The 25,427-nt window shown below is 63.6% G+C and carries 25 protein-coding genes, 1 tRNA gene and 1 pseudogene; 15 read left to right on the forward strand and 12 right to left on the reverse strand.

The window, feature by feature from the left end; genetic code table 11:
* Window positions 1-6: 6 nt before the first annotated feature.
* From NKI54_RS01705 to NKI54_RS01715, 3 genes are all read left to right on the forward strand, one after another.
* The gene (locus NKI54_RS01705) at window positions 7-1,569 is read left to right on the forward strand and encodes a sigma-54-dependent transcriptional regulator (protein WP_352633653.1); all 1,563 of its coding nucleotides are present in this window, start codon (window positions 7-9) and stop codon (window positions 1,567-1,569) included.
* 359 nt (window positions 1,570-1,928) lie between these two features.
* On the forward strand, window positions 1,929-3,797 hold the full coding sequence (mepK, locus tag NKI54_RS01710; RefSeq protein ID WP_023675407.1) for a peptidoglycan L,D-endopeptidase MepK: 1,869 nt from the start codon (window positions 1,929-1,931) through the stop codon (window positions 3,795-3,797).
* Between the two features lie 84 nt (window positions 3,798-3,881).
* Window positions 3,882-3,955: transfer RNA gene (locus NKI54_RS01715), tRNA-Gln, on the forward strand.
* 47 nt (window positions 3,956-4,002) lie between these two features.
* Here the strand turns inward: NKI54_RS01715 and NKI54_RS01720 are convergent.
* A complete protein-coding gene (locus tag NKI54_RS01720; protein WP_352469543.1) occupies window positions 4,003-4,641 on the reverse strand; it encodes a 2-dehydro-3-deoxy-phosphogluconate aldolase in 639 nt (212 codons plus the stop codon).
* A gap of 169 nt (window positions 4,642-4,810) precedes the next feature.
* On the opposite strand from NKI54_RS01720, the gene trhO reads away from it, so the two are divergent.
* A complete protein-coding gene (gene trhO, locus NKI54_RS01725) occupies window positions 4,811-5,731 on the forward strand; it encodes an oxygen-dependent tRNA uridine(34) hydroxylase TrhO (RefSeq protein WP_023675408.1) in 921 nt (306 codons plus the stop codon).
* Window positions 5,732-5,753: 22 nt separating this feature from the next.
* Here the strand turns inward: trhO and NKI54_RS01730 are convergent, their stop codons facing one another.
* Entirely contained in the window at window positions 5,754-6,113 is a 360-nt protein-coding gene (locus NKI54_RS01730; RefSeq protein ID WP_023675409.1) for a YybH family protein, read from the reverse strand.
* Window positions 6,114-6,390: 277 nt separating this feature from the next.
* On the opposite strand from NKI54_RS01730, the gene NKI54_RS01735 reads away from it, so the two are divergent.
* Both NKI54_RS01735 and NKI54_RS01740 read left to right on the forward strand, forming a co-directional pair.
* Window positions 6,391-7,137: a tellurite resistance TerB family protein gene (locus NKI54_RS01735; RefSeq protein ID WP_352690498.1), complete on the forward strand. Its 747-nt coding sequence runs from the start codon at window positions 6,391-6,393 to the stop codon at window positions 7,135-7,137.
* A gap of 222 nt (window positions 7,138-7,359) precedes the next feature.
* Entirely contained in the window at window positions 7,360-8,115 is a 756-nt protein-coding gene (locus NKI54_RS01740) for an SDR family oxidoreductase (protein ID WP_352690499.1), read from the forward strand.
* 23 nt (window positions 8,116-8,138) lie between these two features.
* On the opposite strand, the gene NKI54_RS01745 is transcribed toward NKI54_RS01740, so the two are convergent.
* Complete coding sequence (locus NKI54_RS01745) at window positions 8,139-8,519, reverse strand: YciI family protein (RefSeq protein ID WP_254816974.1); 381 nt, start codon at window positions 8,517-8,519, stop codon at window positions 8,139-8,141.
* 22 nt (window positions 8,520-8,541) lie between these two features.
* Window positions 8,542-9,726: a pyridoxal phosphate-dependent aminotransferase gene (locus NKI54_RS01750; RefSeq protein ID WP_352488769.1), complete on the reverse strand. Its 1,185-nt coding sequence runs from the start codon at window positions 9,724-9,726 to the stop codon at window positions 8,542-8,544.
* Between the two features lie 83 nt (window positions 9,727-9,809).
* Here NKI54_RS01750 and NKI54_RS01755 point away from each other — a divergent pair, with 83 nt between their 5' ends.
* The 4 genes and pseudogenes from NKI54_RS01755 (at window position 9,810) to denD (ending at window position 12,836) form a co-directional block, all read left to right on the forward strand.
* The gene (locus NKI54_RS01755; protein ID WP_352633648.1) at window positions 9,810-10,496 is read left to right on the forward strand and encodes a GNAT family N-acetyltransferase; all 687 of its coding nucleotides are present in this window, start codon (window positions 9,810-9,812) and stop codon (window positions 10,494-10,496) included.
* Window positions 10,497-10,609: 113 nt separating this feature from the next.
* Window positions 10,610-11,594 (forward strand): annotated as a pseudogene (locus NKI54_RS01760) (cation diffusion facilitator family transporter).
* 62 nt (window positions 11,595-11,656) lie between these two features.
* Window positions 11,657-11,863 (forward strand): hypothetical protein, encoded by a 207-nt coding sequence (locus NKI54_RS01765; protein ID WP_352448198.1) that lies wholly within the window; start codon window positions 11,657-11,659, stop codon window positions 11,861-11,863.
* A gap of 1 nt (window position 11,864) precedes the next feature.
* On the forward strand, window positions 11,865-12,836 hold the full coding sequence (denD, locus tag NKI54_RS01770; RefSeq protein ID WP_352633644.1) for a D-erythronate dehydrogenase: 972 nt from the start codon (window positions 11,865-11,867) through the stop codon (window positions 12,834-12,836).
* A 174-nt stretch (window positions 12,837-13,010) separates the two neighbouring features.
* Here denD and NKI54_RS01775 read toward each other — a convergent pair whose 3' ends face one another.
* The 4 genes from NKI54_RS01775 to NKI54_RS01790 all read right to left on the reverse strand — a co-directional run bounded on the left by NKI54_RS01775 (window position 13,011) and on the right by NKI54_RS01790 (window position 17,017).
* Complete coding sequence (locus NKI54_RS01775) at window positions 13,011-14,165, reverse strand: nickel/cobalt transporter (protein WP_352634304.1); 1,155 nt, start codon at window positions 14,163-14,165, stop codon at window positions 13,011-13,013.
* Window positions 14,162-14,830: a DUF1007 family protein gene (locus tag NKI54_RS01780; protein WP_352564924.1), complete on the reverse strand. Its 669-nt coding sequence runs from the start codon at window positions 14,828-14,830 to the stop codon at window positions 14,162-14,164. The genes NKI54_RS01775 and NKI54_RS01780 overlap by 4 nt, the downstream gene beginning before the upstream one ends.
* 86 nt (window positions 14,831-14,916) lie before the next feature.
* Window positions 14,917-15,816 (reverse strand): LysR family transcriptional regulator, encoded by a 900-nt coding sequence (locus NKI54_RS01785; protein WP_352588045.1) that lies wholly within the window; start codon window positions 15,814-15,816, stop codon window positions 14,917-14,919.
* Between the two features lies 1 nt (window position 15,817).
* A complete protein-coding gene (locus tag NKI54_RS01790; RefSeq protein ID WP_352690500.1) occupies window positions 15,818-17,017 on the reverse strand; it encodes an amidase in 1,200 nt (399 codons plus the stop codon).
* 562 nt (window positions 17,018-17,579) lie between these two features.
* Here NKI54_RS01790 and odc2 point away from each other — a divergent pair.
* The gene (odc2, locus tag NKI54_RS01795; protein WP_023675424.1) at window positions 17,580-18,713 is read left to right on the forward strand and encodes an ornithine/lysine decarboxylase; all 1,134 of its coding nucleotides are present in this window, start codon (window positions 17,580-17,582) and stop codon (window positions 18,711-18,713) included.
* A 208-nt stretch (window positions 18,714-18,921) separates the two neighbouring features.
* Window positions 18,922-19,524, forward strand: a complete 603-nt coding sequence (locus tag NKI54_RS01800; RefSeq protein ID WP_352588490.1) for a GNAT family N-acetyltransferase — start codon at window positions 18,922-18,924, stop codon at window positions 19,522-19,524.
* A 54-nt stretch (window positions 19,525-19,578) separates the two neighbouring features.
* On the opposite strand, the gene NKI54_RS01805 is transcribed toward NKI54_RS01800, so the two are convergent.
* Window positions 19,579-19,863, reverse strand: coding sequence for an SCP2 sterol-binding domain-containing protein (locus NKI54_RS01805; RefSeq protein WP_352588487.1), 285 nt, complete (start codon window positions 19,861-19,863; stop codon window positions 19,579-19,581).
* Between the two features lie 336 nt (window positions 19,864-20,199).
* Here NKI54_RS01805 and NKI54_RS01810 point away from each other — a divergent pair, with 336 nt between their 5' ends.
* Complete coding sequence (locus NKI54_RS01810; RefSeq protein WP_502896888.1) at window positions 20,200-21,933, forward strand: chloride channel protein; 1,734 nt, start codon at window positions 20,200-20,202, stop codon at window positions 21,931-21,933.
* Between the two features lie 57 nt (window positions 21,934-21,990).
* Here the strand turns inward: NKI54_RS01810 and NKI54_RS01815 are convergent, their stop codons facing one another.
* Window positions 21,991-23,001, reverse strand: coding sequence for a nucleoside recognition domain-containing protein (locus NKI54_RS01815; protein WP_352633639.1), 1,011 nt, complete (start codon window positions 22,999-23,001; stop codon window positions 21,991-21,993).
* A gap of 118 nt (window positions 23,002-23,119) precedes the next feature.
* On the opposite strand from NKI54_RS01815, the gene NKI54_RS01820 reads away from it, so the two are divergent.
* Entirely contained in the window at window positions 23,120-23,572 is a 453-nt protein-coding gene (locus tag NKI54_RS01820; protein WP_023675430.1) for an Lrp/AsnC family transcriptional regulator, read from the forward strand.
* A gap of 237 nt (window positions 23,573-23,809) precedes the next feature.
* Window positions 23,810-24,208 (forward strand): GFA family protein, encoded by a 399-nt coding sequence (locus NKI54_RS01825; protein ID WP_023675431.1) that lies wholly within the window; start codon window positions 23,810-23,812, stop codon window positions 24,206-24,208.
* Window positions 24,209-24,298: 90 nt separating this feature from the next.
* Here NKI54_RS01825 and NKI54_RS01830 read toward each other — a convergent pair whose 3' ends face one another.
* Both NKI54_RS01830 and NKI54_RS01835 read right to left on the reverse strand, forming a co-directional pair.
* Window positions 24,299-24,862 (reverse strand): GNAT family N-acetyltransferase, encoded by a 564-nt coding sequence (locus NKI54_RS01830; RefSeq protein ID WP_023675432.1) that lies wholly within the window; start codon window positions 24,860-24,862, stop codon window positions 24,299-24,301.
* Between the two features lie 199 nt (window positions 24,863-25,061).
* The gene (locus NKI54_RS01835; protein ID WP_084640975.1) at window positions 25,062-25,421 is read right to left on the reverse strand and encodes a GNAT family N-acetyltransferase; all 360 of its coding nucleotides are present in this window, start codon (window positions 25,419-25,421) and stop codon (window positions 25,062-25,064) included.
* Window positions 25,422-25,427 lie beyond the last annotated feature (6 nt).

Raw genomic sequence — 25,427 nt, forward strand, 5'->3', positions numbered from 1 at the left:
TCAGTCATGGCAGCTTCCATACTCATAGTCGATGACGATCCCGTGCAGCGCAGGCTGCTCGAGGCGGCGGTGACGAAATTCGGCCACACCGCGATCGTCGCCGATGGCGGCGAGGCCGGTCTCGATCTCGTCGACGGGCCCAATGCGCGCGACGTCTCTGTGGTCATCCTCGACCTTATGATGCCCGGCCTCGACGGCATCGGCGTGCTGAAGGCGATGCGCGAGCGTGGCATCCACATTCCCGTCATCGTGCAGACCGCGCAGGGCGGCATCGAAACCGTCGTTTCGGCAATGCGTCACGGCGCCTTCGACTTCGTCGTCAAGCCGGCCTCTCCCGACAGGCTGCAGGCGTCGATCGGCAACGCCCTCAAGGTCGAAGCGCTCGAAGGCGAACTGAAGCGCTCGTCACGGCAGCGCGGCGGCCATCTGACGTTCAAGGACATGATCACCCACAGTCCGGCGATGGATCGGGTGATCCGGCTCGGCCGCAAGGCGGCGGCGTCCAACATTCCGATCCTGATCGAAGGTGAATCCGGCGTCGGCAAGGAACTGGTGGCGCGCGCCATCCAGGGCAGCGGCGACCGCCGCTCGAAACCCTTCGTCACCGTCAATTGCGGCGCCATCCCCGACAATCTGGTCGAATCGATCCTGTTCGGGCACGAGAAGGGCTCGTTCACCGGCGCCACCGAAAAACATACCGGCAAGTTCGTCGAAGCGCACACCGGCACGCTGTTCCTTGACGAAATCGGCGACCTGCCGCTCGACGTGCAGGTCAAGCTGTTGCGCGCCGTACAGGACGGCGAGGTCGATCCGGTTGGCGGGCGCTCGACCGTCAGGGTCGACATCAGGCTGATCTCGGCAACCCATCGCAACCTGCTGCAGCAGGTCAAGGACGGCAAGTTCCGCGAGGACCTGTTCTACCGGCTGAACGTCTATCCGATCTTCGTGCCGCCATTGCGCGACCGTCGCGACGACATCCCCTATCTGGTCGAGCACTTTATGGAGAAGGTGGCACCCGCCGATCCGCGCCACCGCCTGCGGGGCATCTCGGCTGCGGCGCTTGCCATGCTGCAGGCCTATGATTGGCCGGGCAATATAAGGCAGCTCGAAAATGCCGTCTTCCGGGCTTCGGTGCTTGCCGACGGCGACATGCTGACCGAAGAAGAGTTCCCGCAGATCCGGGCGCAAGTCGAGGGCACGGTCAATCTCGATTCGGGTATCGCCTTGCCAGCTCCAGGGGGGCCAACTCCAGGGTGGCCAGCTTCCGGAGTGGCTTCGGGCAGCCAGCCGCGCGACAACATATCGGCCGCTGGCGGCATCGCAGCCGCCGACGCCGATGCACCAGCCAAGCCTCGTTTCGGCACGCTGCGGGCGCTCGACGAGCGCGGCAATGTGCGTGCGCTGGCCGACGTCGAACTCGAAATGATCAAGCTCGCCATCGATCACTATAACGGCCAGATGAGCGAAGTCGCCCGCCGCCTCGGCATCGGCCGGTCGACGCTCTACCGCAAGCTCAAGGAATACGGCATCGACCCGGAAACCGGCCGCGTCGAACGGCTCGCTTCCTGAGTCATAGGGCCAGGCCGGTTCTCATCCGGACATCATTCCACGCAACTGCGCCTCGAAATGATGTGTTCGCCACAGTGTTCACGTATTAAGGCGGACGGTAACAGATCGTGTTTCGAGCTGGCGCCAAAACATGATCTAAACCAACGGTTTACCAAGATATCCTGCGCAATATTTTTGGCGGGATATCGCCACCGTGTTACCGCATTTCGGCTTCAATAAGCGATGATTAACCATTAGGATCGATATTCGGATGCACACACCTCGCATCCGTTTGGTCAAATCCGGGGACAAAACGGCAGCCTGCAAGGCCTTTTGATTTGAACAGAATCGAACGACACAAAAACGGGCGGCATTATCACATGAGCGTCTGGCCGAGATGGCTGGCAGCGGTGATTGTTGCCGTCGGGTTCCTTGCAGCGGCGGCAACCGGCGCCAGCGCCGAGACACGTTCGCTGAAGCTCTATCATCTCCACACGCATGAAAAGGCGGAGATCGTCTACAAGCGCAATGGCCGCTACGACCAGGCGGGCTTGCGAAAGATCAACATCATCCTGCGCGACTGGCGTCGCAACGAGCCGACCAAGATGGATCCGCGGCTGCTGGACCTTGTCTGGGAAGCGTACCGGGAGAGCGGCGCGACCGACTACATCCAGGTCGTCTGCGGCTATCGTTCGCCGGCCACGAATTCGATGCTGCGCAGCCGCAGCAGGGGCGTCGCCGAAAAAAGCCAGCACATGCTCGGCAGGGCGATGGATTTCTATATTCCCGGCGTGCCGCTGAAGAAGCTGCGCGACGTCGGCCTCAGGATGCAGGGCGGCGGCGTCGGCTACTATCCCAGCTCCGGCTCGCCCTTCGTGCATATGGATGTCGGCAATGTACGCCACTGGCCCGGCATCAGCCGCCAGGAACTGGCGCGCGTGTTCCCCAACGGCAAGACGTTGCATGTGCCGAGCGACGGCAAGCCGCTGCCTGGCTATCAACAGGCGCTCGCCTCCTACAAAGCCCGCAAGGGCGCCGGCGCGCCGGCCATTGAACTCGCCAGCGCAAGCGGCGGTGCCAAAAAATCCCGTGGCTTCCTGGCAGCCCTCTTCGGCGGTGGCGACGACGAGGCGGACGACAGCGCCGACGTGGCGATGGCCGAGCCAGCGCCAAAGCCCCGTAACGTGAAGCCGGCGCCATCCGCCAAGAGCAGCAACCTGCCTGGTATTGCTATCGTCGCGCCTCAGGATGCCAAGCGCGCCGAGATCCCGGAAGTCGCCGATGCTCCAGGGCCTGCGCCAGAACCGGAGAACGACACGCCGGAGACGATCATCGCGGCATTGCCGGCGCGCAGCATCCCGCTGCCGGATTTTGCTCCGCGTCCGAAGACCGACGTCGGCGCTCAGCCGCCTGAGAACGTTCCGTTCGGCGTGGCGGATGCGGCTGGATCGACTGAACAGGCGGTGGCGACCGCGCAAGCGCCGGCAAGCGTGACGCCGGCCAGTGTGGCACCGGCAAATGTTCCGTTCGGCATAGCAGACCCGTCTGCTGCCGCCGGCCCGGTGCAGGTCGTTGCAAACAATATTCCCGTGCCGAGCTGGCGGCCCGATCATTCGCTGCCGGCCGATCTTTCGCCGGCGGGTCTTGCGCCGCAGGACAAGCAAGTGTTGCTGGCGCTGGCAAGTGCGGCCGAGCGGAGCAACACCGCCACCGACGCATTCTCGGTATTGCCGTCGGCGCGGCCCGACAGTTCCCAGCCCGACGAGGTCAAGGCCGTTCTGGAAAGGGTCAGCGCGACCGACGAATACAAGGTCGCGTCGCTTTCCGAGCAAGCATCGGTGTTCGAGGAACCGGCGAGCGACGACGGGGCATTGAGCGACGGGGCATCGCCGCGCGAGGCCATCGTTGCCCGCGCGGCCGGCTCCGATCCGGCCGCCGTCATCGGTGCAGGCGTGAAGACCACACGCAAGGAACCCAGGGCCACCGCCCGCGACCTGAAGCCCGGCCCCAAGCCGGTGGTGGTCGCCGCCGCGCCGCAGGCCGCCCGGTGGGCGCTGCACAGCGGTGAGTATGTCGCAACCGTTTCAGATGCGACAACCGCGCCGCGCTACGCCTACGACTTCGTCCGTACGGCACCGAGCGAGGTCTATACGATAGGCTTCCAACCGGGCAACGAGATGGCCGACGCAAACCGGTTCACCGGCAAAGCCGTCAAGTTCATGTCGGTTGCCCGCTTCAAGACTGAGTAGGCCGCGCTGGGCACCTCGCGTGACTGCCTCCACCGCCGGCACTGGCTTCCTTCATCCAGGGATGCTAACCACTGGTCGGCATTCTCCCGCTTCGTCTAATGGTAGGACAGCGCCCTTTGAAGGCGTGAATCGTGGTTCGAGCCCATGAGCGGGAACCAGCCGGCGAACCAGATCGGCGGCGGCTTTTGATGCAGAAGATGCTAGTCTAGCGCCCGAGCTTGCTTGCCGCGCGCGCCAAGGCTTCGATCTCGTCCCATTTGCCGGCCTTCACCAGATCGTCCGGCGCCACCCAGGAACCGCCGACGCAGATGACGTTGGGCAGGCTGAGGTAGTCGGCGGCGTTCTTGCCGGTGATACCGCCGGTCGGGCAGAATTTCACGTCGGCAAGCGGCGAGGCGAAAGCCTTGAGCGAGGCAATGCCGCCCGATTGTTCGGCCGGGAAGAATTTCAGAAAGCGCAGGCCGGCTTCGCGCGCGGCCATGACCTCTCCAGGCGTGATGGCGCCGGGCAGCAACGGCACGTCGCTGTCCTTGGCTGCCGCGAGAAGCTCGCGGGTGATGCCGGGGCTGACGATGAATTTCGAACCGGCGGCCGCCGCCTCGCCGAACTGGCGGGCGTCCAGGATGGTGCCGGCGCCGACGACGGCGTCTTCGACCTCGCCTGCCACCCGGCGGATCGCCTCCAGCGCGTCGGCGGTGCGCAGCGTGATCTCGATCGCCGGCAGGCCGCCGCGGGCCAGCGCCCGGGCCAGCGGCACCGCGTCGGCGGGATTGGCGATCTTCAGCACCGGTATGACCGGCTGGCCGTTGAGGAGCGACAGGAGCTTTTCGGTCGTGCTGGGCATTCGTCGTCTCTCCTCTGTTGATCAAGTCGACCGGTTAGCAGAAGGCGGTTTTTCTGTCCACGAAACGCGGCGTGTCGCGATGTCACGCGTGGTGTTCGAAACCCGTCGCGAGTGGACCGCTCTCGGCTCTGCCTTGATCCGGCTGTCGTGAGCGTTTAGTGGCTTGGAGATGACACTGTCCAGCCAAGCCTTCCGTGTTGCCGCGCTTTACCGCTTCGCTCGGCTCGACACCTTCGAGGCGCTGCGCGCGCCGCTTGCCGCCTTCTGCTGCGTACGCGGCATCAAAGGCACGCTGCTGTTGGCGCGTGAGGGCATCAACGGCACGGTCGCCGGCAGTGAAACGGCAATCGCGGCGCTCATCGATCATCTCGAATCCATCGACGGTCTCGCCGGTCTCGAGATCAAATACAGCAACGCCGCAACGATGCCGTTCCACCGCATGAAGGTGCGGTTGAAGCGCGAGATCGTCACCATGGGCGTGGACAATATCGATCCGGCGGCAGGTGCAGGCACCTATGTCACGCCGGCCGACTGGAATGCACTGATCTCGGATACGGGTACCATCGTCATCGACACGCGCAACGCCTACGAGGTATCGCTCGGCACCTTTAAGGGCGCTGTCGATCCCGCCACCAGCAGCTTCCGCGAATTCCCGGCCTGGGTCGAGCAGCATCGGCACGAGCTAGACGGGCGCAAGGTCGCCATGTTCTGCACCGGCGGCATACGCTGCGAGAAGGCGACGGCCTATGTGAAGTCGCTCGGTTTGGAGGATGTGTTCCACCTCAAGGGCGGCATTCTGAAATATCTCGAGGACGTGCCCGCCGAACAGAGCCTCTGGCAAGGCGAATGCTTCGTCTTCGACGAGCGCGTTTCGGTATCGCACGGGCTGGTCGAAGGCGAGGCCGAACTCTGCCGCGCCTGTCGGCATCCGCTAGCCGCCGAAGACCGGCTGTCGCCGAGATATGCTACCGGCGTTTCATGCCCGCATTGCTTCGATGCCCGCTCGGACGAAGATCGCGCCCGCTACGCCGAGCGCCAGCACCAGGTCGAGCTGGCGCAAGCACGCGGCGACCGCCACATCGGAAGTTAGCTTCACGTTAAGCAACTTTACGTCAAGCAACAGCGAAGCGATCGATGACCCACAGCCATGTCCCGTCGCTCTGCCGGCGCGCGACCTCGGTGGTGATGGTGCCGTCGGGAAGCCGGGTCGAGGTCAGCGCCAGGTCGCCATTGACGACAGCCGGACGCTGATCTCCGGACTGAAATTTTCGGCCGGTTGCGGTGATCTCCGCGAACAGCCCCCGGATGGCTTCGCGGCCGAACGTCAGCTGTCCGCCACCGCTGTCGATGACGGCATGCTGCTCGAAAAGCGCGGCCATGCCGTCAATGTCTCCGACCCATTGCCGTGAAATCAGCAGGCGCTCCAGTTCCTGGGGATCGCGTGCCGGCTGGCGGTCTGTCTCATCGGTCATGCCAGGCTCCTCTCAAGCGACATGCCGCGACATTAGTCGAAGTCGGGGGCGGTTTCGACACGTCCAATGTCCAGAGCGTCGCGTGTTTTTTGGGCGCGGAAGGAGGCTGCAGCACTGTGATTTCCGCGTGAAATCCCAGCAGATGTCGGTGCGAGGTCATGCGTGGCAGCGGGCAAAAGGATGCGCCGCGTCATTGTAATGTCAAACTGCGGGACCTAGGTCTTCGACGTGCAAACCTGCCCGCGCACCTTCGGCCGGGCCAATTCTGGAGGCATAGATGTTCGATCCCAAGAAGCTCCTCGACGATCTGCTCGGCTCGCAAATTCCCGGCACCGGATCGACCGTCCGCGACAAGGCCGGGCAGGCGGTGCAGATGGCCAAGGACAATCCGCTTGCAGCCGGTGCGCTGGCCGCGGTGCTGCTCGGAACCGGCCCAGGCCGCCAGGTCACCGGTGCGGCGGTGAAGCTTGGTGGGTTGGCTACGATCGGCGGCCTCGCCTACAAGGCCTACCAGAACTACAAGAACGGCAACGCGCCGGCCGAGACGCAAGCTGCAGGCGAACCGGAATTGCTGCCGCCGCCGGCCGATACCGCCTTCCATCCGTCGCAAGCGCCGCAGGACGAAGACGAATTCACGCTGACGCTGGTCAGGGCGATGATCTCGGCGGCGAAGGCCGACGGCCACGTCGATGACGAAGAGCGGCAGAAGATCGCCGGCAAGCTCAGCCTCGCCGGCGTCGGCGCCGAAGCGGAGAAATTCCTGATGTCGGAACTCGAGGCGCCGCTCGATCTGGATGTGCTGATCGCCGGCGCCAAGACCGATGCGCAAAAGCTGGAACTCTACACCGCCTCGCGTCTTGCCATCGATCCGGACACGCGGGCCGAACGCGGCTATCTCGACCTGCTTGCCGGCCGTCTCGGCCTGCCGGACGCGCTGGTCGATCATGTCGAGGCGACGGTGACGGCGGCGAAGGTGCCGGCAGCGGGCAGCACGGCCAAGCCGGTGAGCGGTTCGCGCTGGTAGCTTGGGGGAGGAGCCTCGGAGAGCTCGGCGGCATTCGCGTTAGCTTCTCGTTAATCCGGTGGGCGCATGATTCAGGCAGTCGGATCGGCTTTCCTCCTCCCAAGCCCGGTTCGGATCAGGGGCGGTCGCTAATGGCCGCCCTTTTTGCGAGCACAGCCGTTGCGCCGGCTTGCCATGGTTCCCGTCATTTGCGATGCCTCATCCCTTTCAGGGAGTACAGCCATGACCGACTATAAAACCGCCATCGTCACCGGCGCCGGTACGGGCATCGGCAAAAGCGTCGCCACGGCGCTGCTCAAGGCCGGCTGGATTACGGTCTTCTGCGGTCGCCGCAAGCCGGTGCTGGAGGATGCGATCGCCGCGGCCGGGCCGACACAGGCCAAAGCATTGGCCTTCGCCTGCGACATCAGCAAGGCCGATCAGGTCGACGATCTGTTCGAGACGGTGGCTGCGGCTTTCGGGCGCGTCGACCTGCTCTTCAACAATGCCGGCACGAGCTACAAATCGACGTTGATCGACGACATCCCGGTCGACGTGTGGAACGACATCGTCGGGGTCAACCTGACCGGCTCGTTCCTGTGCGCTCGCGCCGCTTTCGGCGCTATGCGCAGGCAGCAGCCGATGGGCGGCCGCATCATCAACAACGGCTCGGTATCGGCCTATGCGCCACGGCCGGGCTCGGTGCCCTATGCGGCGACCAAGCACGCCATCACCGGGCTGACCAAGACGCTGGCGCTGGACGGCAGGCCCTTCGACATTGCTTGCGGCCAGATCGACATCGGCAACGCGCTGACCGACATGGCGCAAGCGATGACGGTCGGCGTGCCGCAAGCCAACGGCACCATTGCCGCCGAAGCGGTGATGGATGTCGAGCGCGTCGCCGATGCCGTCCTCCATATGGCCAGCCTGCCGCTCGACGCCAACGTGCTGTTCATGACCGTGATGGCGACGAAGATGCCATTTGTCGGGCGAGGCTAAATTGGTCTCAACCCGGTCCTAAATCAGGGCCGGGTGACCGGAAGCGGCACGCCGGGTAAATATAGCGAAATCGGGCGGATTTCGTAGACGGCGGTCGGATTGACGCGGCGAAGGTCGCGCGCAATGTCGATGGCGGCGTCACGGTTGGCGCAGTCGACGACATAGAGCCCCAGCAATTGTTCCTTGGTCTCGGCGAAGGGGCCGTCGATAACCATTCCGGTGCCTGGCCCGCGCAAGGTGCAGGCGTCTTGTGTCGCGCCGAGCCGGGCCGCCGGCCCAAGGGTGCCTTGCCGGTAGAGCCGATCGTTGATCTGGAGAAGATCGGTCATCAGCGCCGCATCCTGCTCAGGCGTCAGTGCCGTGATTGCTTCTTCCTCGTGATAGGCAAGAATGGCATAGAACATCTGGCGTCTCCTTTCGTCGTCCTCACTTCGCCAGGAACGCCTCGATCCGCTCCAGCGCGCGCAGGATGTTCTCCTCGGAATTGGCGTAGGACAGCCTGACATAGCCTTCGCCGAGAATGCCGAAATCGGGGCCGCCGATCAGCGCCACGCCGGCATCCTCGAGCAGCGCCGAGGCGAGCTTCTTGGCCTTCCAGCCGGTCTTGGAAACATTGGGGAAGGCATAGAAGGCGCCTTTCGGCGTGATGCAGGAAACGCCGGGCAAGGCATTCAACCCCTCGACCACGACCTTCCTGCGGCGGTCGAAGGCGCGCATCATCTTGTCGACGTCGTCCTGCGGGCCGTCGATGGCGGCTATGCCGGCATACTGGCTCGGCGCGTTGACGCAGGACCAGCAATTGACCGCCAGCTTGCGCACCTTGTCGTAGAGATGCGCGCCCTTGTCGCCATTCGGCCAGATCGACCAGCCCATGCGCCAACCGGTCATCGCCCAGGTCTTCGACCAGCCGTTGAGCACGATCAGCCGGTCGCGGATTTCGGGGAAGGCGAGCAGCGAGCAGTGCGTCTCGCCGTCATAGGTCATCACGTCGTAGATCTCGTCGGAGAGGATGGCGACGTCCGGGTGCGCTTGCAGCCCCCTGACCAGCTTTTCAATCTCGGCGCGAGGCGTGACGCCGCCGGTCGGATTGGCCGGCGAGTTGAGGATCAGCAGCCTGGTCTTCGGGGTGATCAGCGCCAAGGTCTCCGCAGCCGAAAAGGCAAAGCCGTTCTCCTCGCGCATCGGCACCGGGATGGGGGCAGCACCGGTGAACTCGATCATCGAGCGGTAGATCGGAAAGCCGGGATCGGGATAGAGAATTTCGGCGCCCGGCTCGCCGAACATCAGGATGGCCGCGAACATGGTCGGCTTGCCGCCGGGCAGGATCATCACCGCTTCGGGCGAGACTTCGACGCCGGTGGTGGCTAGCGTGCGGCGGACCACCGCTTCGCGCGTCGCCAGCAGGCCGTTGGCCGGCGTATAGCCGTGATGGCCGTCGCGCAGCGCCTTGATCGCGGCCTCGACGATGTGCTGCGGCGTCTTGAAGTCGGGCTGGCCGATGCCGAGATTGACAATGTCGCGGCCCTGATGGGCAAGTGCCGTGGCACGCGCCAGCACTGCGAACGCATTTTCCTCGCCGAGGCGGTCGAAGGCCGAAATCGTGTGGAGCATTTTTCCTGTCCGTGTGGTTCTTTCAGCGAGCGTGCGTTTTTGTGAGCGTCCGCCCGCAAAAGTCAAACGGATTGGAGTTTTCGGTGTCGGAAAATCTCAAGAATTGGCAACCGCGCCCGCGGCCCGAACGCAAGGTGCTGGAGGGGCGAACTGTCAGGCTGGAGCCGCTCAACGCCGAAAAGCACGGCGACGGACTGTTTGAGGCCTCGTCGGTGGCCGATGTCGACGGCCGCTTTGCCTGGCTGCCAGACTACCCGCCGGAGAGCCGCGCCGCCTTCCAGCCATGGCTGGACAAGGCGGAAGCCAGCGAAGACCCGCTGTTCTTCACGGTCATCGACAAGGCCAGCGGCAAGGTCGCCGGGCGCCAGACGCTGATGCGCATCGACGCCGCCTACGGCGTCATCGAGATCGGCAACATCTATTGGGGCCCGCTGATCTCGCGTAAGCCGGCGGCGACGGAAGCGCAGTTCCTGTTCATGAAGTATGTCTTCGACGAGCTTGGCTACCGCCGCTACGAATGGAAATGCAACAACCGCAACGAGCCGTCGAAGCGCGCGGCGGAACGTTTCGGCTTCAAGTTCGAAGGCATTTTCCGTCAGCATCTTGTGGTCAAGGGCGAAAACCGCGATACCGCGTGGTATTCGATCATCGACAGGGAATGGCCTGATCTGCGCAGAGCCTATGAGGCGTGGCTCGATCCGGCTAATTTCGACAGCGAGGGCCAGCAGAAGCGGCGGCTCGAGGATTTCCGCGCCGAGTTCGGCGCCTGACCATGATCCCGAAAAGTGGACGCCGGTTTTCGGATAAGATCATGGTCAAACAAGAAGACAGAGCCTCCATCCCAAGTCTGCCGGGATGGATTAGGCTCTAGCAGGGGCTATAGATGGCGCATACCCACGACCACGCTTCGCAGGGCCACGACCACAGCCATGGCGCAGGTCATGTGCACGGCTCGACCGACAAGAAGCGCGTGCTGATCGCTGCCTGCCTGACCGCCGGCTTCATGGTCGCCGAGACGCTGGGCGCCATCTTCACCGGTTCACTGGCGCTGCTGGCGGATGCCGGCCATATGCTTGCCGATTGCGTCGCGCTCGGCCTTGCCTGGTATGCCTTTCACCTTGCGAGCCGGCCGGCGACCGTGCGCCTCACCTACGGCTTCGGCCGGGTCAAGACGCTGGTCGCCTACACCAACGGCATCGCCATCTTCGCCATCGCGCTGTGGATCGTCTACGAGGCTTGGGGCCGCTTGCAAGCGCCGGCTCCGGTGCTCGGCGGGCCGATGCTGGTCGTCGCGATCGCCGGCCTGCTGGTCAATCTCGGCTCGTTCTACGTGCTGCATGGCGGCGACCGCGGCAGCCTGAACATGCGCGGCGCCATCCTGCACGTGCTCGGTGACCTGCTCGGCTCGGCCGCGGCGATCGTGGCGGCGCTGGTGATCCTGGCGACGGGCTGGACGCCCATCGATCCGATCCTGTCGGTGCTTGTCGCGCTGCTGATCCTGTCCACGGCCTGGTCGCTGATGCGCGAGGCAGCTCACGTCCTGCTCGAGGGCGTGCCGGCAAGCCTCGACCGCGACCTGATCGCGAGGGATATCGAAGGCTCGGTCAAGGGCGTGCGCGAGGTGCATCACATGCATGTCTGGTCGCTCGACGGCTCCAGCAACATGGCGACATTGCATGCCTGCCTCAATGACGGCGTCGATGCGCATATGGCGGTAAGCGCGATCAAGAAGCGGCTTGCGGCGGAACATGGCATAGCCCATGCCACGGTCGAACCGGAATTCGGTCAATGTGGCAGACAGACATGAGCATGATGACGAGCACGAGCATGCGCATGATACGGCACCGCACCGCGGCCATTATCACTGACTTCGGGAGTTCTGGGCATTGGCAACGATCGACATGAACTCTCGCCACCCTGGCGCCGCGTGATGGACCGCGACACCCGCAATGCGGCAATCGGCGCCGCCTGGGTTTTGCTGCTGTTCGGCATCGCAGCCTATTATCTTCCAACAGTGATGCTGGCGGTCGGCAAGGTCTCGACGGTTCTTGCCGGCGTCGTCGCGGCGATCTTCATGGTGGCAATCTTCGTCGTGTTCTGGCTGCGTAGCCGCAGCCAGCGCAAAAAGGGAAAGTGACATGCGCATTCTGATTACCGGCGCGGCAGGCATGGTCGGCCGCAAGCTCATCGCCAGGTTGGCCAAGGACGGGACGCTCGGCCGCCGCAAGATCGCCGCGCTCGACCTTCACGACATCGTGCCGCCGCAGGCGCCGGTGCTCGAAGGCATCAGCATCACCGCCCACACCGGCGATCTTGCCGCGCCCGGCGCGACGGCAAATCTGGTCGCGTTGCGCCCCGACGTGATCTTCCATCTCGCCGGCGTGGTGTCGGGTGAGGCGGAGGCCAATTTCGATCTCGGCTACCGCGTCAATCTCGACGGCACCAGGGCGCTGTTCGATGCCGTTCGGCTGGCGGCATTTGCGCCGCGCGTCGTGTTCACCTCGTCGATCGCCGTGTTCGGCGCGCCGTTTCCCGACATCATTCCGGACGAGTTCCATCCGACGCCGCTGACCTCCTACGGCACGCAGAAGCTGATCGGCGAGGCCCTGCTTGCCGACTATACGCGGCGCGGTTTCTTCGACGGCATCGGCATCAGGCTGCCGACCATTTGCGTCAGGCCGGGAAAGCCGAACAAGGCGGCCTCAGGGTTCTTCTCCGGTATCATCCGCGAGCCGCTGAGCGGCCATGAAGCGATCCTGCCGGTGCCGCGCTCGGTCGTCCACACACACGCCAGCCCGCGTTCGGCGGTGAATTTCCTGATCCATGCGGCTCAGATCGACGGCGCCGCCGTCGGCCCGCGCCGCAACCTGACGATGCCGGGCGTCGCCGTCACCGTCGGCGAACAGATCGAGGCGCTGGAACGTGTCGCCGGCGCCAAGGCGGCCAAACTGATCCGCGAGGAGCCCGACGAGACGATCTGGGCGATCGTCAAGGGCTGGCCGACGCGCTTCGAGGCGCGGCGCTCGAGGGAGCTTGGCTTTGCCGCCGAAACGAGCTTCGACGAGATCATCCGCGTCCATATCGAGGACGAGTTGGGGGGCAGGATTTAACGTGGCGCCGTCTTCCTTCTCCCCTTGTGGGAGAAGGTGGATTGGCGCGCAGCGCCAAGACGGTTGAGGGGTGCTGGACGGAGCGCTGTTGGCGCCAAGCTGGAACACCCCTCATCCGTCGCCTTCGGCGACACCTTCTCCCACAAGGGGAGAAGGGAGAGTCGCGCCTGGACGTCACCCGCCGGTCGTCAGGCTGGCCGAGAGCAGCAGCAGACCGAACAGGAAGACGAAGGCGGCGCCGCCGATCTCGACGAAGGAATGGATGCGGTTGCCCATGCGGCCGTCGCCGGCGAAATACACCGCCCAGTTCTTGGCGGTCACCGCAAGCGTCGCCAGGGCCGAGACGGTGATTGCGGTGCCGAGCGCCATGGCCAGCACCGAAAGGATGCCGCCGAACCACAGCCCATTCAGCAAGGCGAAGCTCAGCACGATCAGTGCGCCTGAACAGGGGCGGATGCCGACGGCGGCCACCGCCGACCAGGCCGTGCGCCAATCGAAGCGATCACCGGAAAGCAGCGCCGGGTCGGGCGCATGCGAGTGTCCGCACGTCTCGCAGACCTCGCCCGCCGCATGGCTGTGGTGATCGTGTGCAGCATGGGCGTGGTGGTGGTCGTGGGCGCCGTGATCGTGATGGTCATGCGCATGATCGTGGTGGTCATGCGCATCAAGCGCGTGGGAATGTGCCGCATGGGCATGTGAATGGCCGGCGTGTGAATGGCCGGCATGGGCGGCCGAGAGGCTGTAGCCCGGATTTGCGCCGAACAGGCGAAGGATGGCCGGGCCGGCCTTGCGCCACAGCAGCCAGGCGCCGAACAGAGTGACGAAGACATAGCTCATGATTTCGAGGAACCATGCGGCGTCTGTCATCGAGACAGCAGTGCCGCGCAGCAAGAAATAGGCGACCAGCATCACCACGATCGCGGTCAGCGCCTGCAGCAGGGCCGAGACGAAGGACAGCATGATGCCGCGCCGGAGCGCCACTTCATTGGCCACCATGTAGGAAGAGATCACCGCCTTGCCGTGACCGGGGCCGGCGGCGTGGAAAATGCCATAGGCAAAGGACAGGCCGATGAGCAGCCACAACTTGCTACCGTCCTGGCGCATCGCCTTCATCGCGCCGGCAAGCGCATGATAGAATTCCTGCTGGCGCAGATTGATCCACATCAGGATGTGGGCGAACGGGCCGGTGGCGGTTGGAGCCATGCCGTCATTGGTGCCGATGCCGAGTGAACTCTGGGCGTGGGCGGAGCCGAGGAAGTGCGTCATCACAAAGGCGACGGCCAGAAGACCGAATGCCAAACGCAGGGACGGTTTGGTCACTGGATCTATCCTTCCGGCTGACAGGTCAGTTCAAGCTTGGTGGCAAAGATCTTGCTCATGTCGGTGCCTGTCGGATCGTTGAAGAAGGCCTCGGTCAGGGTCTTCTGGTTCTGGGCGATCGCCTCGTCCGGGTTCGGGCGGACAACCTTGCTGGTGCAGGTCGGCGGCAACCCATCGACCTGCAGATTGGCATCCTCGGTGAAATCGATCGCGGTGTAGAAGGTCGGGTCGTAGACGCCGATATCTATCTTGCCGCTCAGTTTGATCGGCACCTTCGGTTCAGATTCAAACAGGATGATCAACTGGTCATTGTCGAAATTGGCCATCAAATGAGGCGGCGGGGTCATTGCCACGTCCTTGCCGTCGACGGTGACGAGCTGGAAATAGTTGAACTCGGCAAGCGAGGCATGGACGGTGTCGGCGACATCCTTCAGCTCTTTGTCGTCGAGTTTCAGGTCGGAATTCTTGTCGAACTCCATCATCACCGTGCTCGAAAACAAATCATCGAAGCGCCAGACATGGCGCAATGCCTTCACAGTTTGGTGATCCGGGCCGAGGACCACTTCGAGGCGGGCTTCAGCGAAGACGTGGGGATGCACCTCAGCCGGTCCGACGGCGGCAAACGTCGCGGTCAAGGCCGAAGCCAGCATCATTGCTTGCCGTTTCAGGTGCATTCTCGGTCGCGATTCAATCGGCTTCGGTGAATTGCCGACAGTTACCAGAAAGCGGGCGAAAATGGGACCGCAACGCGGCTGAAAGCTCATGCGTTGTCCAGCGTCTTGAACCACTGCACCAGGAAGTCGACGAAAACGCGAACTTTTGCAGGCAGATAGCGCCGGTGCGGATAGACAGCAAAAATGCCGCCGCCGGGCAGAATGCGGTCATCCAGCGCAGTCACCAGCTTGCCGCTTTCGATGTCGGGCGCGGCGATAAAATCCGGCAGGATGGAAAACCCCAGTCCAGCCACGGCGGCCGCCCTCGCCGCCATCGGGCTGTTGACCTCGATCGGGCCGGAGACCGAAACACTCACCGTATCGGCACCGTCGCCCTTGAACGGCCAGTTGGTGAGCCAGCGGCCATTGGTGTCGATGATGCAAGGCACGCGGGCAAGGTCTTGCGCCCTGACCGGCATGCCGTGCTTGGCGATCAGTTCGGGAGACGCGCAAAGCCGTACCGAAAACGGCGCCAGGCGCCTGGCGATCAGTGAGGAATTTTCCAGCCGCGAAATGCGCACTGCCAGATCGAAACCCTCTTCGACCAGATCGACGAAGCGGTCGTCGAGATGAATGTCGAGCACGATGTCGGGATGCTGCTTGGCGAAGTCGATCAGCGATTGGCCGATCGGCGCGTCGGCAAAGGTGCGCGGCGCCGACAGCTTGATCCTGCCGCGCACGTCGCCGGAGGATTCGCGCACCGCATCGGCAAGGCTGTCGACCTCGCGCACGATCTCCGAGGCGCGCCGGTAATAGGTGTGGCCGGCTTCGGTCATCGAGAACTGCCTGGTGGTGCGGTTGAGCAGTAGCGCGCCGAGCTCGTCCTCCAGCTCGCGCACATATTTCGACAGCAGCGCCTTCGAGCGGCCGATCTTGCGTGCCGCCGCCGAAAAGCCTTCGGCCTCGACGACATCGATGAAGGCGCGCATGCGGGTCAGCGTATCCATGTCATGCGCCTCCTTGGTGGGCTGAAAGGATGCGGGCGGCGAGCGTAATCAACTGCCGGTCGCTGTTCTTCGGGCCGAGCAGCGAAAGACCGAACGGCGCCCCGCCGGTCTTGCCGAGCGGCAGCGTGATCTGCGGAAATCCAGACAGGCCGGAAAGACACAGCAATCTCAGCGCGCGCTCGCGATAGATCTGCAAATCATCAAATAATTCGGCCTTGAGCGGCGCGGCACCCGGAGCGGTCGGAAGCACAAGAACGCCGTCCTCGCCAAGCAGGTCGGTAAGCTCGAGGCGAAACGAAACGCGACGTTCCGTTTCGTGCTGCGCGGTTGCCGGGCCGACGGTCGCGCCATGCTCGAAGCGCTCCTTGACGCCGGGTCCCAGCATGCGGTCGCCGCCAGCGATCCAGGCGCCGTGGCTTTGCCAGGCTTCATAGCCTTGCAGCTTGCGGAAGCACCAATAAAGATCGTCGGTGGAATGCGACAGCGGGCCAACGCTGCGCGGCGCGCCCAGCACCGAAGCGACACTGCGGACCATGGCGCGATATTCCTCGGCCTCCAGCGGGCCGAGCACGAGGCTGTCCAGCGCGTCGAGGGCAAGAGGGCGTACCAGTTCGTGGCGGTGCGGATCGTCGCCGAGCAGCACCGTGCCGACCTTTTCGTAGGTGACGATATCCCTGGCAAACCAGCCGAACGTGTCCAGCGAAGGCGCCAGCGGCATGGCGCCGTCGAGCGAAATGCGGCCATGCGTGGTCCTGAGGCCGATCAGGCCGCAGAAGCTTGCCGGCGCACGGATCGAGCCGCCGGTGTCGGAGCCGGTGGCGATATCGGCCAGCCCGCCGGCGACTGCAGAAGCAGAACCCGAGGACGAGCCGCCGGTGACGCGGTCGGGTGCCGCCGGATTGATCGGCGATGGGAAATGCGCGTTCAGCCCCAGCAGGGAAAAGGCGAGTTCGTCGGTCTGCGTCTTGCCGACGAAGCGGGCGCCCGAATCAAGCAGCGTCTGGACGGCCGGCGCGGTGGCCGTGCCCGGCGAGGCTTCGCGGTATTTCTGCGGATTGCCGCAACCGGTGCGGTACCCGGCGACGTCGAAGATATCCTTGACGGCCAACCGCAAGCCGGCAAGCGGGCCGGATTGCGCATTGGTAACAGGGACTTGATCAAGATCGAGAAAAGCGTTCAGCGGGCCGCGAGTGCCTGTCATGCGTTCGATATCCGGGTGTGCTTGCCGCAGCATTGTTCTTCTGGTCCCGCAGCATTGTTCGATGCCACAAATTTTACAACCTGCGATACGATTTTTATTGATTGTGAAATCTTTCGATCTTATATCGCGCTTGCCCAAAGTCGCACGTGCCTGTGGGTGTCCGCCGATCCTCGAATGGTGAGGGCAATCGGTAAGGTAACTGGAGCCAACCCCTCCAGTCGGTTTAGCGGCCAACCGCCAACCGAGGACACCTTGAAGCAACGACGGTGCGGGCCTTTCTGGTGTTCTGCCGGTCGTCCAAAGACCGGGGTTACTGAAGAGGCACACCTTCATTGCCGGCAGTGCGGACGGGTCTCCCATCCAAGCCAAGGCAGACAAAGCGAACCGAGGCCGGGCAAGGCCAAGGTTCACCGCCGCGAGACGGCGCTTCATGGTTCCGGGGTCTCCACCGGCTGGTTCCATGGATTTCCGTCCCGCCTTTGTCCACCGCGTGTTCGCGAGGCCGAGAGCCCGCGTCCGCAAGCCTTTGTGCGCGCCGAAAGGCGCTGATGGAGAGACCCCGATGGCTACCCAGCGCATCCTTGACTTTCTCGCCACCCGACGTCCGAACGGCCCGTGCCTCGTCGTCGACCTCGATGTCGTGCGCGACAATTTCCGCGCCTTCGAGAAGGCGCTTCCCGATTCCAAGATCTACTATGCGGTGAAAGCAAATCCGGCGCCGGAAATCCTGCGCCTGCTTGCTGCGATGGGCTCGTCCTTCGACACCGCTTCCGTTGCCGAAGTCGAGATGGCGATGGACGCCGGTGCGCCGGCGGACCGCATCTCCTTCGGCAACACCATCAAGAAGGAGCGCGACATCCAGCGCGCCTACCAGCTCGGCATCCGGCTGTTTGCGGTGGACTGCGTCGAGGAGGTCGAGAAGATCGCCCGCGTCGCTCCCGGCGCCCGTGTGTTCTGCCGCGTCCTGACCGACGGCGAGGGTGCCGAATGGCCGCTGTCGCGCAAGTTCGGCTGTGTGCCGGCGATGGCGGTCGACGTGCTGCGCCATGCCAGGGCGCTCGGCCTCGACGCCCATGGCGTATCATTCCATGTCGGCTCGCAGCAGACCGACCTGACCGCCTGGGATCGCGCGCTGGCCGACGCCAAGAAGGTGTTCGCGACGCTGGCCGACGAAGGCATCGTGCTGAAGATGGTCAATATGGGCGGCGGCTTCCCGACCCGCTATCTCAGGGATGTGCCGGTGGCGCAGGCCTATGGCCAGGCGATCTTCTCGGCGCTCAGGAAGCATTTCGGCAACGCCATCCCCGAGACGATCATCGAGCCGGGCCGCGGCATGGTCGGCAATGCCGGGGTGATCAAGTCGGAGGTCGTGCTGATCTCGAAGAAGGCCGATAACGACAATGTGCGCTGGGTGTTCCTCGACATCGGCAAGTTCGGCGGTCTTGCCGAGACCATGGACGAGGCGATCCGCTATCCGATCGTCACCGCGCATGACGGCAGCGAGACCGCGCCTTGCGTGCTCGCCGGCCCGACCTGCGATTCGGCCGACGTGATGTACGAAAAGACGCCGTACCCGCTGCCCTTATCGCTGACCATCGGCGACGAGGTGCTGATCGAGGGCACCGGCGCCTACACGACGACCTACGCCTCGGTCGCCTTCAACGGCTTCGAGCCTCTCCGATCCTACGTGATCTGAGGGCTCGCAAGAGTTGCTCAGATCATCCCCGGTGGGCGCCTGTCGCCCGCCCGGGCTCGCCTGTGGAACAATCCGCTTGTGAAGGATCGCGGAAATGAACATTGCAGATCTCAGCGTTGAAGGCGTGGGAATCTCCCCCCTCGAGGGGGAGATGGCCGCGAAGCGGCCAGAGGGGGTCGGTTCGACTGGACTCGGCCTCCTGCCGCAGATGGAGGCCGGCGCTTCACGCGCGACAACCCCCTCTGTCGCCTTCGGCGACATCTCCCCCTCGAGGGGGGAGATTGCGGTCGTCGCCGAAACCGCCGCCGACGTCCCGGCTCGCGAGGCTTTGCTCGATCGCGCCATGGGGCCGAAGCGCCGGAAGAAGTCGTCGGAAAAGCTGCGGCGCGGCCGCCGGCCTTCGGAGGGCCTGGCCTTTGTCGCGCGCGACGCGTCGGGCACTGTTGCCGGCACGGTGCGGCTGTGGGACGTGGTGCTGGGCGAGGGCAGCACGGCAGCGCTGCTGCTCGGCCCGCTTGCGATCGACCCGGCGCTGAAAAATGCCGGCATCGGCTCGGCGCTGATGCGCCATGCGGTCACTGAGGCCGAGCGGCTTGGCCATGCGGCGATCCTGCTGGTCGGCGACGCGCCCTATTACGAGCGCTTCGGGTTTTCGGCCGCAAAGACCGGCTCGCTGGCCATGCCGGGGCCTTACGAGCGGCACCGCCTGCTGGCGCGGGAACTGGTTGTCGGCGCACTCGACGGCGCGCAAGGCACGCTGAAGGCGGCAGGGCGCAAGCTGAAGGCGCAGAGACTGCCGCTCGCTGCCTGATGGTTCGAAGCAAGCCGCCCGCCATCGTGCGGCGGCTTGTTTCACCTCAAGCGATCAGCCGATCAGTTGGCTGAGCGCCATGGCGACGCTCATGTCGCCTTCGACCTTTATCTTGCCGGACATGAAGGCCATGGTCGGGTTGAGGTCGCCTGATATCAGCGAGTCCAGATCGTCGAGCGAAAGCTTTATGGTGCAGTCGGCCGGCCCGTCGATGGTCGAGACATCAGCGCCGTCGATGACGATGACACCGTCGCCGCCGGTATCGAACTTCACGGAACGGTCGAACCCGGCACTCGCCACGCGCGCGCTGATCTTGTCGGCAATTTCCTGAACGCCCATGGCGGTTCTCCTCGTCTCGTTGCGTTTGTCGCTCATTGGCACTTCGATCCGGGACACTTCGATCTGGCCGAAGTCGCCGTCTTGCGCATTTCGCGATCACGGTCGCCGGCGCATATAGCTTCGGGTTGACGTTTACGTCAACGCGGCTCCCCGAGATGAAGATGGGGTTTATCGCCGCAGCATCACGCGGGCATGACACCTCGGCGGCCTGCATGTTGCCACGCGATGTTGCCGAGGGTATCAGGCACCCACGAATATCGGCGAGCCGCCCCGGTGCTTTCCAGAAACGAACCGCCCAGAAACGAACCGCAAGTCTATGCCCGCCGGTTGCGCGCGGTGCTGATCAGATCGATCCCGCTGCTCGAGGCGCGCGGTATTGCCGTCGTCATTCTGGCTGCCCTGGTCGGGGTGATGGCGGGTGCGCTGGTCACCGGCATGAGCGGACTGGTGCAGGTCCTGCACGGGCTTATGTTCGGCGTTCAGCCCGGCGGTCGGCTTTCGGCGATGTTTTCGCTGCAAAGGCCGGAGCAGGCGCTGATCCCGGCGATCGGCGGCATCCTGCTCGGGCTGACGGTGATCTGGCTGAGAAAGCGGAAGTTCCGCACGCCGGTCGATCCGATCGAAGCCAACGCGCTTTATGGCGGCCGCATGTCGCTGACCGACACCTTCATCATCGCCGGGCAGACGATGATCTCGAGCGGCTTCGGCGCTTCGGTCGGGCTCGAGGCCGGCTATACGCAGGTGGGTTCGGGCCTGGCGTCGCGGCTGGCGCGCTTGTTCAGGCTGCGCCGCAACGATGTCCGCATCCTGGTCGGCTGCGGTGCCGCCGGCGCGATCGCCGCCGCCTTCGACGCGCCGCTGACCGGCGCCTTCTACGGTTTCGAGCTAGTCATCGGCATCTACTCGGTCGCCAATGTTGCGCCGGTGATGGCCGCCGCGATCTCGGCCTCGCTGACCGCAGAGGTGTTCGGCGGCGTGCCGTTTCCGCTGGAGCTCGCCGGTCTGCCGCAGCTCACCGTCAGCCAGTATTTGCCGTTCATGCTGCTCGGGCTTCTGGGCGGCGGTGCTTCCATCGCCATCATGCATCTGGTGAGCCTGATCGAGCGCCTCTTTGCCCGGCTGTCGATCGACGCCTCGCTGCGCCCCGCCTTCGGCGGCGTGATGGTCGGGCTGCTGGGGCTGGTCACGCCGCAGGTCCTGTCCAGCGGCCATGGCGCGCTGCACCGCGAATTCGCGATGAATTACGGGCTGGCCGTGGTGGCCAGCGTCTTCGTGCTGAAGCTGGCGGCCTCGGCGATCTCGCTCGGCTCCGGCTTCCGCGGCGGCTTGTTCTTTGCCTCGTTGTTTCTCGGCGCGCTGCTCGGCAAGATGTTTGCCGGCGCGATGGCATTCGTCTCGCCGGCGACCGGCATCGACCCTGCCGTCGCCGCCGTCGTCGGCATGACCTCGCTCGCCGTCGGCGTCGTCGGCGGCCCGTTGACGATGACCTTCCTGGCGCTGGAATCGACCCGCGACCTGACGCTGACCGGCGTGGTGCTGGCCGCCTCGCTCATGGCGGCGATCCTGGTGCGCGAAACGTTCGGCTATTCCTTCTCGACATGGCGCTTTCACCTGCGCGGCGAAACGATCCGCAGCGCGCATGATGTCGGCTGGATGCGGAGCCTGACTGTCGGCTCGATGATGCGAAAGGATGTCCGCACCATCGACGCCTCGACGACGCTTGCGGAATTCCGCAAGCAGGTGCCGCTCGGTGCCTCGCAGCGCGTCATCGCGGTTGACGCCGACCTGCATTATGTCGGCGTGCTGATCGTCGCCGAATTGCACAGCCATTTGTCGGATGACGAGATGCCGGTGCTGTCCTTCGCCAAATTCAGGGATGCGGTGCTGGTGCCGAGCATGAACGTGCAGACGGCCGCCGAGACCTTCCAGCGCGCCGGCGCCGAGGAATTGGCGGTGGTCGAAGATTTCACCGATCGCAAGGTGGTCGGTCTGCTGACCGAAGGCCACCTGATGCGGCGCTATGCCGAGGAACTCGACAAGGCGCGGCGCGATCTGTCGGGAGAGGGGTAGCCGCGTCCTGTCCCGATAGCGATGCGACACACATGTCGGCTGCTGCGTAAGGAGGGCTCACGTCAACGGCCCGCTAATCGCGGGCTCCGAAATCCGATTGCGCGGACTGTCTTCTTCCTTGTGGAAGAGTGTCTTGAAGAAAAGAGCGTCGGGAACCGCCTTGATTACTTTTGCGATCACGGCGGTCGCGAGCACGGCAAACGCTAGGCGACCGAGAAGCACGCTCGTAACATCAGCGCCAAGTGTGACAACGACCAACGTATCCTCAATGAGGCTATGGGCAAAACCCATGAACACGCAGGCGAGGAATATCTGACGCGGCTCCGCGCTAGGCGTGCGCGCCTCGCGGATCAGCAGTCCTGCGCCATAGGAAATCCCGAGAAACAGGCCAACAGCGGCGAAAGGTACCGTCTGCTTTTCGATGCCGGCGAGCCGAAAGAGCGGTGCAAGCCCTCTGTTCATCCACTCCAAAATGCCCGACATCTTGAGAAGCTCGATCACCCAGCTCAGCGCAAGCAGAACAACGAGCATGATGCCCAGGGTTTTGAGCGTACCCAGGAGAAAGCCGCCCCAGTCGGTGCTTTCATTCGTCGGCATCCACGCTGGCTTCACCCGTCCTGACAGCCATCCGGTCACGGTGAATATCTGATGCAGAAGGACAGCAAAGACCAAACCCCCGCCAATACGAAGCGCCGCGGTGACCAGGAAGCTCGGCCCGGCCCTCTGAATGATCCGTTGCTCGATCGGAATGGCATGTGCAAACAGCAAGAGAGCCGAAAGAACCGTCATGTCGGCAGTGCTGAGCGCCGAAACCGGAACCAAGGTGAATACGATCACAAGCGCGCCCCAGATCCCGACCAGCAATCCCGTCAGCCAGGCAAAGGCGAGTTCAGGTGGCAACCCCACCTGCAACATGAGCGGGGAGAAGAACGGAGAAATCGCCTGGATGACGCCAAGGTCCTGCAGCAGCCGCGTGGCAATCGCAACCGGAACGATCACGCGAACCAGTTCCCAATAGATTTCAAGCGTCTCCAATGTCTTGCGATAGAAGGCGGCGCAAATTGCCATCATGCTGCTCCATCATTCCTGGAGCCGTCTGAGTAGCGTGAGACGCTTCGCATTTGTGGTCAAAGTTTGCGATTCCGTGCAATAAAATTGCAACGCACCGACGATGAGCGCGACCGACATGGACAAGATCGACAGAAGGCTTCTCAACCTGCTCCAGGATGATGCCTCACGAACTAACGCCAAACTGGCGGGGTTAGTCGGGCTTTCCCCTTCGAGCTGCCTGCGCCGCATACGACGACTGAAGAAGAGCGGTGTCATCAGCCGCGTTGTCGCGCTTCTCGCACCGGCAAAGGCTGGCCGGGGCTTGAAGGCGATCGTCGCCGTCGAACTGGAGCGTCATGGCGAGCAGTATATGAGGGACTTTCTCGAGTTGGCCGCTCAGGAACCGGCCGTCACTCAGGCCTACAGTGTGAGCGGCGAAACCGACGCCGTCCTCATGCTCCGCCTGACGGATATGGAAGAGTTCGATGCGCTGTGCGAGCGACTGTTCCGAGACCGAAGCAACGTCGCGCGATACCACACGATGTTCGTGATCCGAACGGCCAAGGAAGTGACCGCAATTCCACTGTAGTGTTCGGGTTGCGATAGACCTGCCAGGCCCTGAATTCAGCGGCCCGGCGGAGAAACTCTACGAACATTTCAATATGCCGAAAGGGGGTAGTGAAGGCAGCTTGGAGGCAACGCCTCGCGCACGCGAGGACAATCGCCAGCGCCGAATGTCGGAATTGGGCGCCAGCTCGACGCATTTCATGGCGCCTCCCTCACGCCCAGGCATGAAGCTGTCCTTGTTGGCTCAAGGAGAATTTGCATGCGTGGTCATTGCTTATGTGGCGCTATTGCCTTTGAAGTCGATGGCCCGGCACAGGCCTGCGTGGTCTGTCATTGTGAAAGTTGTCGGCGGCAATGTTCTGCGCCGATGACCTCCTATATTGGCGTCTTGAACGGCCAATGGCGATGGCTGGGCAAGCTACCGAAGGTATTCAACTCTTCTCCCGGTGTGGAAAGAACATTTTGCGATCACTGTGGTACGCCGCTGTCCTTCCGCTCAAAAAACATGTCTGATGTCATGCATTTTTTTGCGGCAGCGATGGAGGAGCCAGAAAAATTTGCACCTACGCTGCATGTTGCTTTTGAGGAGAAGCTCCCTTGGTTGAAACTCGCCGACAACCTGCCGACTCGTGTTGGGCCTGACTATACGAAAGACTAGGATCTGCTCGCATCGAGACATACGGTGGAAGCTGCGGACAGCATCCGGAAGCGAGATGATGCCTCCGTCCGTTCAAACGGCGGTCGAACATTATCGATCGCGGCTGCTCTCGATCTGCTTGAGCGGCAGCAGGTAGGCGATGATCTGCTGATCGCCGAGTGCTGGATCAAAGCCAATAATGTCGGAGGCGAAAAGGTCGTGGGCGGGGCGTCTCTCGAAGCCAAGGCTTTCATACAGCTTGTATGCAGACATCATGGACGAGGCAGTGTGAAGCGCAAGGCCGCCTGAGCCCTGCAGACGCGCTTGCATGACGCACCATTCGCAAAGCGCGCGGCCATATCCGCGGCCCTGTGACGAGGGAACAACCGCGAGAGTCCTGAGGCCTGCCAGCCCGGGCGGCCAGCCCATGCCGTCAAAGGCGGCATCGGCGTAGTAGGTGACCGTCCCGACGAGGCGTCCCTCGGCTTCGAGCACCGCGACGCTGGCTTTCGCCCATCGCCCCGCGACATCCCGCGCATCCTTGACGTAGGGCTCGAAGATGTGCGGTGCCAGAACGGGCCGTAACGATGCGAAAGCCTCTGAGACGAGCAACCCAATTCCATCCAGTTCCTGACGGCTTGCCAGGCGGACGCGTGGCTTGGATGCGATCTGCATGCATGTCCTCACTGCTCCAGTAATTCGACCATATGTAGGGCTCCCTCCGGCTGGCTGGACTTCGCCCGGCTTCGGCCGTCGGCCGTATCCCGCAGCGCGATTCACCCGGAGAGGTTCGCTGCCACAATAATGACCGGTACCAAGATTCCAATGGACCTGAGCCGTCGAGCCGCGACGACGAGTTAATCGGCGGAGCACCTCAAACTTTCGGTAACAGTTTGCTCATGCTTATGCGCTCCTCGACCTCGTATCCGCACTTTCGGTAGAACCCAAGAACCGTCGAATTGGAAGCGACAATTTGGAGGTTGATCTTTATGCAACCAAGGCCGGCGAGCCGCCTTTCGGCCTCATGGATGAGGGCCTCGCCGATCCCTTTTTGGCGATGGGACTGCAAGGTAGCGATGCGCGATATCCACCCTCGATGGCCGTCATACCCGACCATGATCGATCCGACGACCTGATCGGCCTCAATCGCCACCAAAAGCAGGTTCGGCTGATGCCTCAGCTTCCCGCGAAGCGGGAGCGATCGTAGTTGCGCGACATCTCGAGCCCAGACTATCCGGCT

Source organism: Mesorhizobium sp. M0663, from assembly GCF_040320585.1.
Lineage (GTDB): Bacteria > Pseudomonadota > Alphaproteobacteria > Rhizobiales > Rhizobiaceae > Mesorhizobium.

What these genes read in the sequence shown, in the direction of transcription:
- denD (WP_352633644.1), top strand. Translation starts at nt 11,865, where the DNA reads ATGCGCATTCTGATTACCGGCGCGGCAGGCATGGTCGGCCGCAAGCTC.
- NKI54_RS01720 (WP_352469543.1), bottom strand. Translation starts at nt 4,641, where the DNA reads ATGCCCAGCACGACCGAAAAGCTCCTGTCGCTCCTCAACGGCCAGCCG.
- NKI54_RS01800 (WP_352588490.1), top strand. Translation starts at nt 18,922, where the DNA reads ATGGAGGCCGGCGCTTCACGCGCGACAACCCCCTCTGTCGCCTTCGGC.
- NKI54_RS01705 (WP_352633653.1), top strand. Translation starts at nt 7, where the DNA reads ATGGCAGCTTCCATACTCATAGTCGATGACGATCCCGTGCAGCGCAGG.
- NKI54_RS01785 (WP_352588045.1), bottom strand. Translation starts at nt 15,816, where the DNA reads ATGGATACGCTGACCCGCATGCGCGCCTTCATCGATGTCGTCGAGGCC.
- NKI54_RS01805 (WP_352588487.1), bottom strand. Translation starts at nt 19,863, where the DNA reads ATGGGCGTTCAGGAAATTGCCGACAAGATCAGCGCGCGCGTGGCGAGT.
- NKI54_RS01750 (WP_352488769.1), bottom strand. Translation starts at nt 9,726, where the DNA reads ATGCTCCACACGATTTCGGCCTTCGACCGCCTCGGCGAGGAAAATGCG.
- NKI54_RS01825 (WP_023675431.1), top strand. Translation starts at nt 23,810, where the DNA reads ATGCGTGGTCATTGCTTATGTGGCGCTATTGCCTTTGAAGTCGATGGC.
- NKI54_RS01730 (WP_023675409.1), bottom strand. Translation starts at nt 6,113, where the DNA reads ATGACCGATGAGACAGACCGCCAGCCGGCACGCGATCCCCAGGAACTG.
- NKI54_RS01745 (WP_254816974.1), bottom strand. Translation starts at nt 8,519, where the DNA reads ATGTTCTATGCCATTCTTGCCTATCACGAGGAAGAAGCAATCACGGCA.
- NKI54_RS01830 (WP_023675432.1), bottom strand. Translation starts at nt 24,862, where the DNA reads ATGCAGATCGCATCCAAGCCACGCGTCCGCCTGGCAAGCCGTCAGGAA.
- NKI54_RS01815 (WP_352633639.1), bottom strand. Translation starts at nt 23,001, where the DNA reads ATGGCAATTTGCGCCGCCTTCTATCGCAAGACATTGGAGACGCTTGAA.
- NKI54_RS01820 (WP_023675430.1), top strand. Translation starts at nt 23,120, where the DNA reads ATGGACAAGATCGACAGAAGGCTTCTCAACCTGCTCCAGGATGATGCC.
- trhO (WP_023675408.1), top strand. Translation starts at nt 4,811, where the DNA reads ATGACACTGTCCAGCCAAGCCTTCCGTGTTGCCGCGCTTTACCGCTTC.
- NKI54_RS01740 (WP_352690499.1), top strand. Translation starts at nt 7,360, where the DNA reads ATGACCGACTATAAAACCGCCATCGTCACCGGCGCCGGTACGGGCATC.
- NKI54_RS01735 (WP_352690498.1), top strand. Translation starts at nt 6,391, where the DNA reads ATGTTCGATCCCAAGAAGCTCCTCGACGATCTGCTCGGCTCGCAAATT.
- odc2 (WP_023675424.1), top strand. Translation starts at nt 17,580, where the DNA reads ATGGCTACCCAGCGCATCCTTGACTTTCTCGCCACCCGACGTCCGAAC.
- NKI54_RS01790 (WP_352690500.1), bottom strand. Translation starts at nt 17,017, where the DNA reads ATGACAGGCACTCGCGGCCCGCTGAACGCTTTTCTCGATCTTGATCAA.
- NKI54_RS01780 (WP_352564924.1), bottom strand. Translation starts at nt 14,830, where the DNA reads ATGCACCTGAAACGGCAAGCAATGATGCTGGCTTCGGCCTTGACCGCG.
- mepK (WP_023675407.1), top strand. Translation starts at nt 1,929, where the DNA reads ATGAGCGTCTGGCCGAGATGGCTGGCAGCGGTGATTGTTGCCGTCGGG.
- NKI54_RS01765 (WP_352448198.1), top strand. Translation starts at nt 11,657, where the DNA reads ATGGACCGCGACACCCGCAATGCGGCAATCGGCGCCGCCTGGGTTTTG.